The following is a 15,643-nucleotide window of genomic DNA, read 5'->3' as shown; positions in this document are numbered from 1 at the left end:
CCTCCTAAATCAACTCTGTGCCAAACTGATCTTGCTTGATTTTGCCAGCCTTCATCAAACCACCGAGTGCTTTTTTAAATTGACCTTTTGAAATACCGAAAGTAGCCTTGATATCTTCTGGTGATGACTTATCATTCAAAGTCATGAACCCACCATTGCTTTCCAAATAAGTCAAGATCATCTGCGCATCATTTTCCAACATCTCAAAAGAACGTGGTTTTAGAGAAAGGTTAAGAGTACGGTCAACCTCACGGAAACCAATGACACGCGCATCTAGCACTTGGCCCAAACGTGGTTCTGCATAGCGCTCACTTGGATGGATAAATCCAAGCATGTTGTTCTCTGGTAGATAGACAAAAGTTCCTGATAATTTGAGACGGTATACAATTGCAGGCCAATTTTGATTCTGCATGTTATTGTAGGCAGGACGTGCCAACCGTTGGAAATCTTCCTGATAAGCTAAGATTCCCCAGATACGGTCCTTCTTATCCACTTCTAGACGAATATAAAGTCGATCACCTTTCTTTGGCCAGAGTTCTTTAAGTTCAGGGAGAATATCTAGTGACACAACGATTTCCTTGTCTGGTAATCCTGTATCAACAAAAACACCCAGGTCCTTACGAACCTCTGTTACTGTTCCCCAACCAAATTGTTCCTGAGTTGCAGTTACTTCTGTAGTAGTGAGGCGCAATTTTTGCTTCATATCTGTGTAAGCAAAACCTTTGACCGTATCACCAACTGTATGCTGACCTTCTTCTTTAGCTAGGGCATATGTTTGACCATCCTTTTGAACAAAGTAAAAACGGTCATTTTCATCGATGATGAGTCCAACGATAAAACTTGCAAGATTTGTATTCATATTTCCTTCTTTCGAATAAAACTCAGCCAGCAATGCCAACTGAGTTTTTCTGTTTATTTCTTAGACTTCCAAGATTTCTTTTTCTTTGTTGGCAGTCATTTCGTCGATGTGTTTAACAGCATCGTCTGTTGCTTTTTGAATCTCTTTCTCAAGAGCCTTCAACTCATCTTCAGTGATTTCTTTTGCTTTTTCTTGTTTCTTAGCTTCGTCCATAGCATCACGACGGATATTACGGATAGCAACTTTAGCATTTTCACCGACTTTTTTCACTTCTTTAGCAAGGTCGCGACGAGTTTCTTCTGTAAGAGCTGGGATTACCAAGCGAATAACAGAACCATCGTTAGCTGGTGTAATACCTAGGTCTGAAGCATTCAAAGCACGTTCGATATCTTTCAAAGATGATTTGTCAAATGGTGTTACCAACAAGACACGCGCTTCTGGGATTGTGATAGAAGCAATTTGGTTAAGTGGTGTTTCAACACCATAGTACTCAACGTGGATGCGGTCAAGCAAGCTAGCATTAGCACGGCCAGCACGAATACTTCCAAACTCACGAGCAAGTGAGTGGTGAGATTGGGTCATTCTCTCTTTTGCTTTTTCTACGATTGCGTTTGCCATAATGATTTCTTATTCCTTTTCTTCGATATTATTTGAAACTGTAGTTCCGATATTTTCACCAAATACAACACGTTTAATATTTCCTGGTTGGTTCATGTTGAAAACAACCAAGTCAATATCATTGTCCATTGAAAGTGTTGAAGCTGTTGAGTCCATGATACGAAGACCTTTATTGATCACGTCACGGTGAGTCAACTCTTCAAATTTAACAGCTGTCTTATCCTTTTTAGGATCAGCATTGTAGACACCATCAACCCCATTTTTAGCCATCAAGATAGCGTCCGCTTCAATCTCAGCTGCACGAAGAGCCGCTGTTGTATCTGTTGAGAAGTATGGTGAACCAATTCCCGCACCAAAGATAACAATGCGTCCTTTTTCAAGATGACGAAGGGCACGGCCACGAACGTAAGGTTCTGCTACTTGTTGCATGGCAATGGCTGTTTGAACACGTGTATCCACACCAACTTGTTGCAATGAATCTGCCATTACAAGAGCATTCATAACGGTTCCAAGCATTCCTGTATAGTCTGCTTGTACACGATCCATTCCAGCCTCTGCAGCAGGTTCTCCACGCCAGAGATTTCCTCCACCAATAACGAGGGCAATCTCAATACCTAAGTTATGTACTTCTTGAATTTCTTGAGCCATTGCTTGAACAGTTTTGATATCAATTCCGACACCACGTTTGCCAGCAAGGGCCTCACCTGATAACTTAATCAAAATACGTTTATATTTGGGTTCCACCTGACTTCGCTCCTTTATTTTATTCAAACTATTTTATCACATTTTTTGAGAATTTTATAGTCTCATGAGTTATTCTTTTGAAAATTTTAAACGGATAAAAAGTTTTCCAAATCAGCCAAAGCACGCTCTGCAATTGTTTCATAACGAGCCTTCTTATCACGAATGCGGTCGCCTTCCAATTCCTTGATAATTCCGAAATTGACGTTCATTGGTTGGAAGTGTTTACTATCAGCATGGGTGATGTAATGAGCTAGACTTCCAATTGCTGTTGTCTCTGGGAAAATAGCCTCGCTTTCACCCTTGAAAAGACGAGCTGCGTTAATACCAGCTACTAGACCTGATGCCGCTGACTCAACATAGCCTTCCACACCCGTCATCTGACCAGCAAAAAAGAGATTTGGTTGTTTCTTAGAACGATAGGTCTGCTCAAGAAGATTTGGTGAATCCATATAAGAATTACGGTGCATAACTCCATAGCGAACGAACTCTGCATTTTCAAGACCTGGAATCATTTGGAAGACACGTTTTTGTTCGCCCCATTTAAGGTGAGTTTGAAAACCAACGATATTGTAAAGACTACCTGCCGCATTATCCTGACGAAGCTGAACTACAGCGTATGGTGTCTTAAATTCTCCGTCACGAGGACCTGTGTAATCGTCTGGATACTCCAAACCAACTGGTTTCATAGGACCATAGAGCATGGTTTTGATACCCCGTTTAGCCATGACTTCGATTGGCATGCATCCTTCAAAATACTTTTCTTTTTCGAAAGAATTCAACGGAGCTTCTTCCGCATTGACCAAAGCTTCATGAAAATCCATAAACTCTTGTTTGGTCATAGGAGCGTTGAGATAGGCTGCTTCTCCCTTATCATAACGAGATTTGAGATAAACCTTGTTCATATCAATCGAATTAACATCCACAATAGGCGCTGCAGCATCGTAGAAATAAAAACCGTCACCGCCATTAAGAGCATGAATTTTCTCAGCAAGGGTATCACTAGTCAAAGGTCCAGTCGCTACAACTGTAATAGCATCCGTTGGCAATTCTGTGATTTCGTCACGTACCACTTCAATCAAGGGATGGTTGGCAATCTTTTCAGTAACCATTTGAGAGAAACCATCACGGTCAACCGCGAGAGCACCACCAGCAGGAACTCGTGTTGCTTCTGCCGATTCCAAGATAAGAGAACCTAAGCGACGCATTTCTTCTTTGAGGAGGCCGACAGCATTTGTAAGAGCATCTCCACGTAAAGAGTTAGAGCAGACCAACTCTGCAAAATTGTCAGTTTTGTGTTGTGGTGTTGACTTGACACCACGCATTTCATAAAGTTTAACTGGAATACCACGCTCTGCGATTTGGTAGGCTGCTTCAGAACCCGCCAAGCCCGCACCGATAACATTGATATAAGATTGAGACACGACACTAATACCTCTTTGGGTGAAACTTAAGTTCATTCCAGAACAAGTCACTAGACTGTTTGACACCCACAAATCTTTCTATTTTTTTCTTCTTCTAGTATAACAAAAAAAGGGAAGAAGGCAAACTTCCCTGTTTAGTCATTGGATTGATTGTCTTCCCATTCGTGATAAGCAGCGTAGAGCTGGCTTTTGTTCCATTGGTAAATCTTTGCAACTTCCTTAATGGCCTGATTTTTCTTCATACCTTGATGAATGCGGTCCTGTATCTCAGAAAATAAATCCTCTTCATCCTTATCCTCTACTTCTTGACTAGCACCCTCTACAATGAGAAGACACTCGCCCTTAAGTGGTGTTTCAGAAATACTTTCTAGTAACTCTGTAATCTTACCTCGTTGGTATTCTTCATAAATCTTGGTCAATTCGCGAACCAGAACTACTGGACGGTCACCATAAACTTCTAGCATATTCTCCAGTGTATCCGCTACACGGTGAGGAGATTCATAGAAAATCTGGGTCTCTGGATAAGCTTTTTTCGCTTCGAAAAACTGCTTTTGCTGGCCTGATTTTCTCGGTAAAAAGCCGTAAAAGATATGTGGCTGTGGCGCTAAACCACTGGCAATTAAGGCAGAAATTCCTGCAGAGGCACCTGGAACAGTCACAATCGCGATATCTTCTTCAATGGCAGCCTTGACCAAATCATGACCTGGGTCAGAAATACTAGGCAACCCCGCATCAGATACTTGGGCAAGATTTTGACCTTGCTTCAACAACTCAATCAAATCAGGAATTTTTTCCTTGGCATTATGTTCGTGAAAACTGATTTGCTTGGTTGAAATCTCAAAATGCTTGAGCAAAAGTCCCGTATTACGAGTATCTTCTGCCGCGATCCAGTCAACCTCTTTCAAGGTCTGAATGGAGCGAAAAGTCATATCATCTAGATTACCGATTGGCGTTGCGACTAGATAAAGCTTGCCGTAGGGAGTTTGTCCCTTAAAACTCTTTTGAATCTGCATACTTACTCCCTAAATAACAACTCATCACAAAACATACATTCTGCATCTTGCTCCCGACGTTGACCATAAAAGTCACGACAAACATGAAAACCATCCTCATAAATGCGACGGACATTTTCCCTTACATGTTTCGTTTTGGCTGGAGCTGTCTCCTCAACCTCTCCCAAACGTTCTCTCAGTTTATCATTTTCTAAACGAAGAGCTGTATTTTCCTCTACCAGACTCTTGAGATTTTTTTTGATGGCTTCGACGTCTGCCAAGGTTACCAACAATTGCTGTGAAAAGTCATCTAAAGCATCAAATAATTCTTTTTTATTCATTACAGCCCTTTCTATAATTTATCATTTCTTTAATTTTTTTGTAAAACCAGGTATTCCAAAGCGTTTTGAAAGCTGACATTGGCCCACCACATTTTTCGAGCTTGAATGAGATGTTGCAAAATGTTCCGCGCAGAAACATTGAGAACCTCCTGGCCAGCTAATACCTCTAAAATCCTGAGCACCTGATCTTGCTTTTCTTTATCATCAGCCAAACTCGTTAATTTTGCAACCTGCAAATAGGATTCTTTTTTATGAGCTAAAAGCCAAGCAAAAAGGCGTTCACTTTCATCTACTAGTGCCCAAAATCCTGCTTGATGCACAAGATTATCAGCCTCGGTCTGAGACTGACTGAATTGGGCCAATAGTTTAGCTTTATTTTTTACTAAACCAGCCTCTTCAAGCTGTGACATTAAAGTAGAGACTTGCTTCTTAAATTGGAAAATCTGTGTCCGACTTCGAATCGTTGGTAACATCTGTTCTTCATCATTGGTCAAAAAGAAAATGTAGATTTCGCTCTGTGGTTCTTCAATAACCTTCAAGAGTGAATTTGCAGCGTTCACATGCATTTTTTCTGCTTGTTCGATAATAAAGACCTGCCGTTGATTTTCAATACCAGACTGGGAAAATTGACTGACTAATTCCCGAATACGCTCCGTCTTAATCACTTGATTCTGAGGTTTGATCATGGTCACATCAGGAAATTCTTCTTGTTCAATCAATTTACAATTCCGACATTTTTCACAAGGAAAAATACCAGTTTTCTCACTACAAAAGAGACTTTTAGACAAGAAAAGGGCCATCTCTAAACTTCCAAAATTACCTGAAAAGAGATAGGCGTGATTGAGCTGCCCTTGCTCTAAAATATGAACAAAACGTTCAAATTGTAAAGGTTGACAAGCTCTTAATTGCTCTTGTTTCATCTCCTTAATCCCATCCTGTCAAAAAGTAGCTGTTGCGTGTTCTCAATCACCTGATCAAGTGGTAGACTAGCATCGATTTTTACAATGCGGTTTGCTTCCTTTTCCAAAAGAGATAGATAACCCTGACGGACTTTTCGGTGTAGGTCCAGACCTTCCATGTCCAAACGATTGATCTCCCGATCACTATTGGCAGCAATACGTGCCAACCCCTCTTCGACCTCAATGTCAAAATAAAGAGTCAAATCAGGTTTTAGTCCATCTGTCGCAAACTGATTAAGCCAATCAATGGCATCGATATCTAAACCACGCCCAAAGCCCTGATAAGCAACAGAACTATCGATAAAGCGATCCATGATAACCAGTTTTCCAGCTGCAAGTGCTGGTAAGACCTTTTCCACCAAGTGTTGTCGACGACTAGCAATATAGAGGAGAAGCTCAGTCTTAGGATCCATTTCAGTATGACTAGGATCTAGGATAACTTCGCGAATTTTTTCTCCAATTAAGACCCCACCTGGTTCGCGCGTTGTTAAAACTTCTACTCCCATATCCTCTAGTACAGGGATTAGGGCTTCAAGAACGCTTGTTTTTCCTGCTCCCTCTGGTCCCTCAAGAGAGACTAAAAATCCTTTTGACATGTCTGACTCATTTCTATTTTTCTCTCTTCTATTCTATCAAAAAAATGGGGATTTGTGAAAAGCTTTTTTCATTTCCTTCTTTGTAAGAAAAAAAGAGTGTGAGTTTTAACGCTCACCCTCTTATTTGCCTAATTCTTGAGTTTTTTTGTAGGCTTGGTTGACAGCATCCATAACGGTTCCTCTAAAAGCATGCTCTTCTAGACTTGCTACACCAGCAATGGTCGAACCACCTGGGCTACAAACTTGGTCTTTCAAGACTCCAGGATGTTGCCGACTTTCTAGGACCATTTGACCTGCACCAACTACTGTTTTAGCCGCCATTTTCAATGCCGTTTTTCTTGGCAATCCTGTTTGCACACCTGCATCCGCCAAGGCCTCGATAAAGAGATAGACAAAGGCTGGTCCACAGCCTGCAAGTCCTGTTGCTGCATCTATTAAACCATCACTTATTTTAACCAACTGGCCAGCCTTGGCTAAAAGTTGACAAAAAAGTTCACTATCTTCTGGATGACAATTTGCAGACAAGGCATAGCTAATCACTCCTTGCCCAATAGCAACAGGTGTATTAGGCATAATACGAATAATCCTATGGTGACTTGGAAGAAGACTAGCGAGTTTTTCCAAGGTCAAACCAGCTGCCATGGAAATCAAAAGAAGACTTTCTCGTTTCTCAAGGACTGGCTGATATTTAGAAAGCAGTTCTGAGAACTGTGCTGGTTTAACTCCTAGAAAAATCACATCTGCTTCTGCAAAGATTTCGTCATTGCTAGAAGCCAGACCACCGAAGTTGGTAATAAAAGCATCCACCTTAGCTTGACTACGATTAGCAAGGAGAATCTGATGAATCGTTTTTGCCTGCAAGACAGCCTTAGCCAAACTAGCTCCCATATTCCCCAAGCCGATAAATCCAATCTTCATCTCTTTACTCCCTTATCTGTCCATCACCAGTAACCACATATTTGTAGCTGGTCAATTCCTTCAAGCCCATTGGTCCACGCGCATGTAGTTTCTGAGTAGAAATCCCCATTTCACAACCAAGACCAAATTGACCACCATCTGTGAAACGAGTCGACGCATTGACATAAACCGCTGCCGAGTCCACTTGATCTGTAAAGTAAGCTATAGCATCAGCATTTTCAGTCACAACGGCATCCGAATGATGGGTACTGTGGGTCTCAATATGGGCAACCGCTTCTTCTAAACTGCTCACAACCTTAACAGCAAGGACATAGTCTAAAAACTCAGTGTCAAAGTCTTGGGCCTCAGCTGCTTGACCTGAAACAAACTGGCTTGCTTTGCTATCCAAGCGGAATTGAATTGGTTCCAACCCAGCTTCTTTTCGATCGGCAACCAGAACTTGCTCCAAGCGAGGAAGGAAGCTTGCTGCCTTGTCTTCATGAACAAGTAGAACCTCCATGGCATTGCAAACAGAGGGACGACTGGTTTTAGCATTGTTGATGATAGACAGAGCCTTGTCTTCGTCTGCATCCTTATCCACATAGACATGGACAATCCCAGTCCCTGTCTCGATAACAGGTACAATAGCATTCTCAACGACAGCATTGATCAAGCCAGCCCCTCCACGAGGAATAAGAAGGTCTAGATAGCCCTTGGCCTTCATCATGGCATAGCTACTGTCACGACTGGTATCTTCCACCAGTTGAATCACATCTGGGTGAATAGTAGTCGTCTCCAAGCCCTTCTTCAAGGCTGTGACAATGGCATGGGCCGTTTGATAGGCATCCTTACCACTACGAAGAACAACCGCATTTCCGCTCTTGAGAGCCAAAGCAGCTGCGTCAGACGTCACATTTGGACGGCTTTCATAGATAATACCAATAACTCCCATGGCTACACGTTTCTTGGTGATAGCCAGGCCGTTTTCAAGCTGACTAGTTTCTAAAACTTCACCGATTGGATCTGGTAAAGCAACCACTTCACGAATCCCAGTTGCCATCGCTTCTATACGACTTGCATCCAAATAAAGACGATCCAGCATCACATCTGAGATTTTACCTTTGGCCGCTTCCATATCGAGGGCATTGGCCGCTAAAATCTCCTCAGTAGCTACTAATAAGTGATTAGCCATGGCTAACAATGCTTGGTTTTTCACCTCTTCACTAGCTGTGTTAATTGATTTTTTAACAGCCTGTACCTGTTCAAATTGTTCTTGTGTACTTACCATAGTTTACCTCTAAAATTCTGTAAAGAGTAGTTGGATTTCAGGAGTAATGGAAATCCAGTCATCACGGTGAATCAAGACACCCTTGGCTTTTTGAGATCGAAGGACATCTTTCAGCCCCGATGCACCTAGTTGTACTCTACCTTTTCCGAGTGATTTTCCAGTCTCCTTATCAAAAACCGTAACAATATCGCCATAAGAAAAGTTGCTCTCAACATCTACAACACCTGATAAAAGTAGACTTTTACCATGTTGAGAGAGAGCTTCTGCAGCACCTTTATCAACCCAAATAGCCCCCTGACTTTTGGCATAAAAGGCCAGCCATTGTTTCTGGGTACGGAGCCCCTTCTCCTGTGCAACAAAGTAAGAACCGTCCTTGGTCTTCTCTGCTGCCTCTATCATAGCATCAGCTTTCAAGGATGAACAAATATAAACAGGTACTTCTGATTCTGTCGCAATGGTTGCTGCCTTTATCTTAGTCAGCATGCCTCCAGTTCCATTAGATGAACCTGCTCCGCCAGCCATATCGATAATTTCACGATTGATGGTCTCGATTCGCTCCAAGCGTTTAGCTCTTGGATCCGAGTTAGGATTACCAGTATAAAGACCGTCTACATCTGTTAAGAGAACCAAAAGATCTGCCTGCACCATTGCAGCTACCTGAGCACTGAGCGTATCATTATCCCCGACCTTGAGCTCATCAATAACGACACTGTCATTTTCATTGATAATAGGAATCGCACCACGATTAAGCAGGACTGACAAAGCTTGATGGGCATTTTTATAACGTCGCTTATCGACAAAATCATCCTGAGTTAGCAAGATTTGCGCTGAAACAATCTGTCTTAAGAGCAAATTTGTTGTATATTCTTCCAGAAGCAATCCTTGACCAACCGCCGCTGAAGCTTGCTTATCCGCAATCTTTGTTGGTCGTTTTTTAAATCCTAAGGCTCCGAAACCTGCTGCAACAGCCCCAGAAGACACCAAAATCAGCTCATGACCTGTTTCATGTAGCATTGCAAGCTGCTGTGTAATAGCTTTTACTTTACTGCGAGATAAACTTCCATCTTTATGTGTCAGGGATGAAGTTCCCACTTTAAATACGATACGCTTGTACTTCATATTTTTCTCCAAATTTAATATTTAACCATTTTACCATGATTTTATGAAATTGTAAAAAAGGAACTCTCTCACTTTTGATCGCAAAAAAAGAACCTTGCATAGCAAGATTCTTTTAGTGTCTGACTTAAATAATTGTTCTTCTGGGAACTAAATCGAATTAAGCTTCGATTTCTGTAACCATACCTGAACCAACAGTACGTCCACCCTCACGGATAGAGAATGTAGTACCTTGTTCTACGGCGATTGGGTGGATCAACTCAACGTCGATTGTCACGTTATCACCTGGCATTACCATTTCAGTACCTGCTGGAAGTTCGATTGAACCTGTAACGTCAGTAGTACGGAAGTAGAATTGTGGACGGTAGTTGTTGAAGAATGGAGTGTGACGTCCACCTTCTTCTTTAGTAAGGATGTAAACTTCACCTTTGAATTTAGTGTGTGGGTTGATTGAACCTGGTTTAGCGATAACTTGTCCACGTTCGATTTCGTCACGTTGAACACCACGAAGAAGGACACCTACGTTGTCTCCTGCAAGACCTTCGTCAAGTTGTTTACGGAACATTTCAACACCAGTAACAACAGCTTTTTTAGTTTCTTCTTTGATACCAACGATTTCGATTTCGTCGTTGACACGAACAGTACCACGGTCGATACGTCCTGAAGCAACTGTACCACGTCCAGTGATTGAGAATACGTCTTCGACTGGAAGAAGCAATGGTTTGTCAGTGTCACGTTCTGGTTCTGGAATGTACTCATCAACAGTGTTCATCAATTCCATGATGATGTCTTCGTATTTAGAGTCACCTTCAAGAGCTTTAAGAGCTGAACCTTGGATAACTGGAAGATCGTCACCTGGGAAGTCGTATTCTGAAAGAAGGTCACGGATTTCCATTTCAACCAATTCAAGCAATTCTTCGTCGTCAACCAAGTCGATCTTGTTCATGAAGACGATAAGGTGTTTAACACCAACCTGACGTGAAAGAAGGATGTGCTCACGAGTTTGTGGCATTGGTCCGTCAGTTGAAGCTACTACAAGGATAGCTCCGTCCATTTGAGCGGCACCAGTGATCATGTTTTTAACGTAGTCCGCGTGTCCTGGAGCGTCGATGTGAGCGTAGTGACGTTTTTCAGTTTCGTACTCAACGTGCGCAGTGTTGATTGTGATACCGCGTTCGCGTTCTTCTGGAGCAGCATCGATAGACGCATAGTCTTTAGGTTGGTTAACTGCTGAAGGCAAGCGACGTGCCAAAACAGTTGTGATAGCTGCAGTTAGGGTAGTTTTACCGTGGTCAACGTGTCCGATAGTACCAATGTTAACGTGTGGTTTACTACGATCGTATTTTTCTTTTGCCATTTGAGTAAAAGCCTCCAATAAAATATATTTTATAGATAGACAGTAGGCAATACAGTCTAACTTTCCTTACTATTTTATCAAATTTCAGCTAAATTGCAAGTGTTTTACAAAGTTTTTGTGAATTATTCTTATTCTTGCTCTACTTCCTCTACCAATTTATTTAAAATATCTATAAATAGGCTTATTTTAGCAAAAGGCGATAGACCATAAATCAATAACCCAAGTCTGAATTTCCTATTTCCAGCCCCAAAAGACTTCAATCATTCAGTTGTTTTTAAAAAATTATGTATAGAAAAATTAAAGTTTCATCATAAGCGTTTTGAGAGTTTAAAACCAATAAAAAGGTTGATCAACTACAGCGCCAAAGATACAATGATAAAAAAAGATATCGGAATCTTTTATCCCGACATCTTTATTCTGATTGATGTTTTTCGACTTCTTGTGCTTTCTTATGATTTTCATACAGTCGCGCTAAGAATTTAGCAATCTCTTTTAAAATGGAATAGGTTGGAACAGCAACAATCATCCCAATCACACCATAAATATTACTTGATAATAAAAGCAAGACTAAAATAGTAATCGGGTGAACCTTCATAACCCCACCCACAATACGTGGATATAAAATATTTCCATCAACTTGCTGAATAATCAACATATAAATGACAGCAATAATCATTTTATGAGGATCGGTGAAGAGATTTGAGATGATCATTGGAATCAAGCCAATGCTTGGTCCTACATACGGAATCAAATTAGCCAATCCAGAAAAAATTGCGAAGACCAAGGCGTATCTTAGACCAATCACACTATAACCGATAAAAGCTAAACATCCAATAATCACTGCATCTATAGACACTCCACTAATGTAACGAGAAATAGTTGTATTTAGGTTTGTCAATAAACCAGATATGTTCAATTTATCTCGTTTTAATACAGTTCTTTCTAGCATGGGTAAAAATTTATGCCCATCAAGTAATAAGTAAATCAAGAAAACTGGTGTCATGATGATAATCAATACAGTGCTTACGAGTGCAGATAGAACACTTCCAACACTATTTGTCACACTGTTCAAGATATTTTGCAAAATATCAACATAAGAGAGGTTCAGTTGCTGAATAGTTTGTTGGATATCTAGATTTTGTAGGGCTGGATGTTTTGATAACTCAATGACTAAATCTTGAAGACGACCGTAAATGTTTTGACTCGAGTAAATTAAGCTACTCAACTGATTAATCAAAATCGGCAATAGATAAACAAAACTAAGTACGAGTGCACAAACTAAGGCACAAAGGGTTAACAAAATCCCAATGATTCGATTGATTTTGCATTCCTTCTCTAAAAAGATAACAATTGGGTTAGTTAGATAATACAAAAATCCTCCCAATAAAAAAGGAATCATGATTGTATTTGCAACACTAACAAAGGGTGTAATAATAGCACCCATTTCTTTCCATAGATAGAAAATTAAGGTTATTAGTAGAATTTCAGTTGTCCAGAAGAATAGTTTATTTCTCCGAAACATAGGCCACCTCCTCTTTTCCCTATTTTACCATATTTCAAAAAAGATTGATAACTTTCATCACAAAAACAAGAATATCTTTTGTCTTTGTGATAGAATAAAGTTACTATGAAGAAATTATTTTTAACCCTAATCACATTATTTTTATTCGGTTCGGCTACAACTGTTGCTGCCCAAGATTTTGATGTAGCAGCAAAACATGCCATTGCTGTTGAAGCTAATAGCGGTAAGATTCTATACGAAAAGGATGCTACTCAACCTGTTGAAATTGCTTCTATTAGCAAATTGCTTACCGTATATCTCGTTTACGAAGCCTTGGAACAGGGGAAAATCTCTCTTTCCACTCCTGTAGAAATTTCTGATTACCCCTACCAGTTGACAACTAATTCTGCGGCTAGTAATGTTCCCATGGAAGCTAGAAATTACACTGTCGAAGAATTGCTAGAAGCTACTTTAGTATCTAGTGCGAACAGTGCTGCTATCGCTTTAGCTGAAAAAATTGCCGGTTCTGAGAAGGACTTTGTAGATATGATGAAGGCCAAACTACAAGAATGGGGAATTCAAGATGCTACACTCGTCAACACAACTGGGCTCAATAATGAAACTCTTGGCACTAATATCTATCCTGGTTCAAAGAAAGATGATGAAAACAAATTGAGCGCTTATGATGTTGCTGTCGTTGCTCGCAACCTCATCCTCAAGTATCCTCAAGTTTTAGAAATCACCAAGAAACCTTCTTCTACTTTTGCAGGGATGACAATTCATTCTACCAACTATATGTTGGAAGGAATGCCTGCCTATCGTGGTGGTGTTGATGGACTTAAAACTGGTACGACTGATAAAGCTGGAGCATCCTTTGTAGGTACGACTGTAGAAAAAGGAATGCGTATTATCACTGTTGTCTTAAACGCTGACAACCAAGATACTAATCCATATGCACGCTTCACAGCTACTTCTTCTATTTTAGATTATATCTCATCAAACTTTTCTCTACAGACAATTGTCAAGCAAGGAGAAAGTTATGAAGATAGTAAATCACCTGTATTAGATGGGAAGGAAGATACTGTTACGGCTGTTGCAAAAGAAGATATCAAAATCGTTCAACGTCTTGGTAGTCGTACACAATCAACTATTACTTACACAGCGGACACGACTGAACACACTGCTCCACTAGAGGCAGGAACTGTCGTTGGACATTTGACTTATGAAGACAAGGATCTAGTTGGTCAAGGATACATTACAACTGACAAACCGAGTTTTGAGATGGTCGCAGAAAAAAATGTCGAAAAAGCCTTCTTCTTAAAAGTTTGGTGGAATCGCTTCGTTCGTTTTGTTAACGAGAAGTTATAAAAAAATCGAAAAATCGCGAATTTCGCGATTTTTTTCTTTATTCATTTTCAGCTAAAGTCGAATGCTTATATCCATAAAAAAAGTAAATAATAACTCCTATTAATAAAGCTAGTCCAAATGCCATCCATGTTTCTAGGGTATACTGAAGCATGAATGAGAGGCAAATCAGAATAGACAAGATTGGTAAAAAAGGTACCAGAGGAGTTTTAAATTCTCCCTCTTTGGGCATCCCCTTATCTTTTCTCAATTTGATAATTCCATAGGCTAAGAGAATAAGGTAGGCTAAAGTACAGATATTGAGAAAGGCTGCGATACTTGCCAAAGGGAAGATACCCGCTGCAATCGCTGAAACTCCACCTGTCAAAATGGTTGCATTCTTTGGAACGCGACTAGTCTTGGTTACTTGTTTGAAGCTTTGAGGCAATAGTCCATCTCGGGCCAAGCTATAAATCATTCGTGACAAGGCATAGGTCATGGAAATACATACCGTAATCAAGGTAAAAATTGCAACAAGTGAAACATAATTAGCTGCCCAACCAATACCGATACTTCTCAGCGCAAAAGCCACTGCATCATCAACATTGAGCTTGCTATAGTGAACGATACCTGTCAATATCAAAGTAACCAAGGCATACAGAATGGTTACAATGGTTAAGGATAAAACAATCCCACGTGGAATATTCTTTTGTGGACTTTGAATTTCATCAACTGCCATAGAAATGGACTCAAAACCTAAGAATCCAAAGAACATGAGTGAAGCACCTGCCATAATTCCAGTGCTTCCTCCATAAATCTGACCAAAACCAAATGGTGCAAAATCTGACCAATTTTCAGGTTTAATGTACCAAATACCAACTAGGATAAATAAGGCAAGAGCAGAAAATTTTAAAACAACGAGAATAGAATTAAAACGAAGAGCTGCTTTCGAATTTAAAAGTACAACACCTGTAACAAGTAGAATTACTAAAATTGGTAAAAAATCAATATAAGTACCATGTTCAGGATTAAAAGTTCCATTCAAGACTTGTGGCAAGGAAATTCCATAATGGCTAAGCAACCCCTTAAAATAGGCCGCCCAACCTGAAGCGACACCAGAAACAGCTGTCATAAATTCCATAATGGTTAACCAACCAGCTATCCAGGCTGGGAATTCACCCAAAATTGCATATAAATAACTATAGGCTCCACCCGTTGCAGGAACACGAGAAGCAAATTCTGCAAAAAAGAGTGCAGATAAGGATACGCAGATAGCAGAAATTACAATCGATACCACAAGGGCAGGTCCTGCTAATGTTGCTGCAGCAGTTCCTGTAATGGTGAAAATTCCCGTTCCTACCATAGCACCAATTCCCAAAAGAATTAAATCCCATAGTTTTAAATGGCGATGCATTTCTGTCTTACCTAGACTAACGTCTTTGGTTCTAAAAATATTCATCATTCATCTCCCAATTTATAAGATTGTATTATTTTATCATATATAAGGATTTTTGTGAATATTTATTAGCATTTTTCATCAAAAAAACTGAGAGTAGGGCTGTAAAAGCTGATGAAATCAGCGTAGTAGAGCCCACTCAACCACTGCGTCT

Annotated in this window: 15 protein-coding genes; 1 reads left to right on the top strand and 14 read right to left on the bottom strand. The window is 40.3% G+C overall.

Going from position 1 to position 15,643, the window contains the following annotated elements; translation table 11 throughout:
• Nucleotides 1-4: 4 nt before the first annotated feature.
• The 13 genes from cvfB to ADM33_RS05430 all read right to left on the bottom strand — a co-directional run bounded on the left by cvfB (nt 5) and on the right by ADM33_RS05430 (nt 12,710).
• Nucleotides 5-859 carry an RNA-binding virulence regulatory protein CvfB gene (cvfB, locus tag ADM33_RS05490; protein ID WP_001095465.1) on the bottom strand — a complete coding sequence of 285 codons (855 nt, stop codon included), beginning with the start codon at nt 857-859 and terminating at the stop codon, nt 5-7.
• A 60-nt stretch (nt 860-919) separates the two neighbouring features.
• The gene (gene frr / locus ADM33_RS05485; RefSeq protein ID WP_049503603.1) at nt 920-1,477 is read right to left on the bottom strand and encodes a ribosome recycling factor; all 558 of its coding nucleotides are present in this window, start codon (nt 1,475-1,477) and stop codon (nt 920-922) included.
• Nucleotides 1,478-1,486: 9 nt separating this feature from the next.
• On the bottom strand, nt 1,487-2,221 hold the full coding sequence (gene pyrH, locus ADM33_RS05480) for a UMP kinase (RefSeq protein WP_049503602.1): 735 nt from the start codon (nt 2,219-2,221) through the stop codon (nt 1,487-1,489).
• An 86-nt stretch (nt 2,222-2,307) separates the two neighbouring features.
• On the bottom strand, nt 2,308-3,642 hold the full coding sequence (gene trmFO, locus ADM33_RS05475) for a methylenetetrahydrofolate--tRNA-(uracil(54)-C(5))-methyltransferase (FADH(2)-oxidizing) TrmFO (protein WP_049503600.1): 1,335 nt from the start codon (nt 3,640-3,642) through the stop codon (nt 2,308-2,310).
• A 134-nt stretch (nt 3,643-3,776) separates the two neighbouring features.
• Entirely contained in the window at nt 3,777-4,655 is an 879-nt protein-coding gene (gene rsmI, locus ADM33_RS05470; RefSeq protein ID WP_049503598.1) for a 16S rRNA (cytidine(1402)-2'-O)-methyltransferase, read from the bottom strand.
• 2 nt (nt 4,656-4,657) lie between these two features.
• Nucleotides 4,658-4,975, bottom strand: coding sequence for a DNA replication initiation control protein YabA (gene yabA, locus ADM33_RS05465; protein WP_001034369.1), 318 nt, complete (start codon nt 4,973-4,975; stop codon nt 4,658-4,660).
• A gap of 29 nt (nt 4,976-5,004) precedes the next feature.
• Nucleotides 5,005-5,895 carry a DNA polymerase III subunit delta' gene (locus tag ADM33_RS05460; RefSeq protein WP_049503597.1) on the bottom strand — a complete coding sequence of 297 codons (891 nt, stop codon included), beginning with the start codon at nt 5,893-5,895 and terminating at the stop codon, nt 5,005-5,007.
• On the bottom strand, nt 5,892-6,530 hold the full coding sequence (gene tmk / locus ADM33_RS05455) for a dTMP kinase (protein ID WP_049503595.1): 639 nt from the start codon (nt 6,528-6,530) through the stop codon (nt 5,892-5,894). Before tmk ends, ADM33_RS05460 begins: the two co-directional genes overlap by 4 nt.
• A gap of 120 nt (nt 6,531-6,650) precedes the next feature.
• Nucleotides 6,651-7,448 (bottom strand): pyrroline-5-carboxylate reductase, encoded by a 798-nt coding sequence (gene proC / locus ADM33_RS05450; RefSeq protein ID WP_049503593.1) that lies wholly within the window; start codon nt 7,446-7,448, stop codon nt 6,651-6,653.
• A 4-nt stretch (nt 7,449-7,452) separates the two neighbouring features.
• Nucleotides 7,453-8,715: a glutamate-5-semialdehyde dehydrogenase gene (locus ADM33_RS05445; RefSeq protein ID WP_049503591.1), complete on the bottom strand. Its 1,263-nt coding sequence runs from the start codon at nt 8,713-8,715 to the stop codon at nt 7,453-7,455.
• 9 nt (nt 8,716-8,724) lie between these two features.
• Nucleotides 8,725-9,834 (bottom strand): glutamate 5-kinase, encoded by a 1,110-nt coding sequence (gene proB, locus ADM33_RS05440; protein WP_049503589.1) that lies wholly within the window; start codon nt 9,832-9,834, stop codon nt 8,725-8,727.
• Nucleotides 9,835-9,991: 157 nt separating this feature from the next.
• A complete protein-coding gene (gene tuf / locus ADM33_RS05435; protein ID WP_001040718.1) occupies nt 9,992-11,188 on the bottom strand; it encodes an elongation factor Tu in 1,197 nt (398 codons plus the stop codon).
• A gap of 412 nt (nt 11,189-11,600) precedes the next feature.
• Nucleotides 11,601-12,710 (bottom strand): AI-2E family transporter, encoded by a 1,110-nt coding sequence (locus ADM33_RS05430; protein ID WP_049503587.1) that lies wholly within the window; start codon nt 12,708-12,710, stop codon nt 11,601-11,603.
• Between the two features lie 105 nt (nt 12,711-12,815).
• On the opposite strand from ADM33_RS05430, the gene pbp3 reads away from it, so the two are divergent.
• Nucleotides 12,816-14,057 (top strand): D-alanyl-D-alanine carboxypeptidase PBP3, encoded by a 1,242-nt coding sequence (pbp3, locus tag ADM33_RS05425; protein WP_049503586.1) that lies wholly within the window; start codon nt 12,816-12,818, stop codon nt 14,055-14,057.
• A 37-nt stretch (nt 14,058-14,094) separates the two neighbouring features.
• Here pbp3 and ADM33_RS05420 read toward each other — a convergent pair whose 3' ends face one another.
• Nucleotides 14,095-15,492 (bottom strand): APC family permease, encoded by a 1,398-nt coding sequence (locus ADM33_RS05420; protein ID WP_049503584.1) that lies wholly within the window; start codon nt 15,490-15,492, stop codon nt 14,095-14,097.
• Nucleotides 15,493-15,643: the final 151 nt, after the last annotated feature.

It is taken from the genome of Streptococcus oralis, assembly GCF_001075875.1.
GTDB lineage: Bacteria > Bacillota > Bacilli > Lactobacillales > Streptococcaceae > Streptococcus > Streptococcus oralis_I.
Note: the sequence above shows the minus strand (reverse complement) of the source record. Positions and strands in the feature narration are given on the sequence as shown.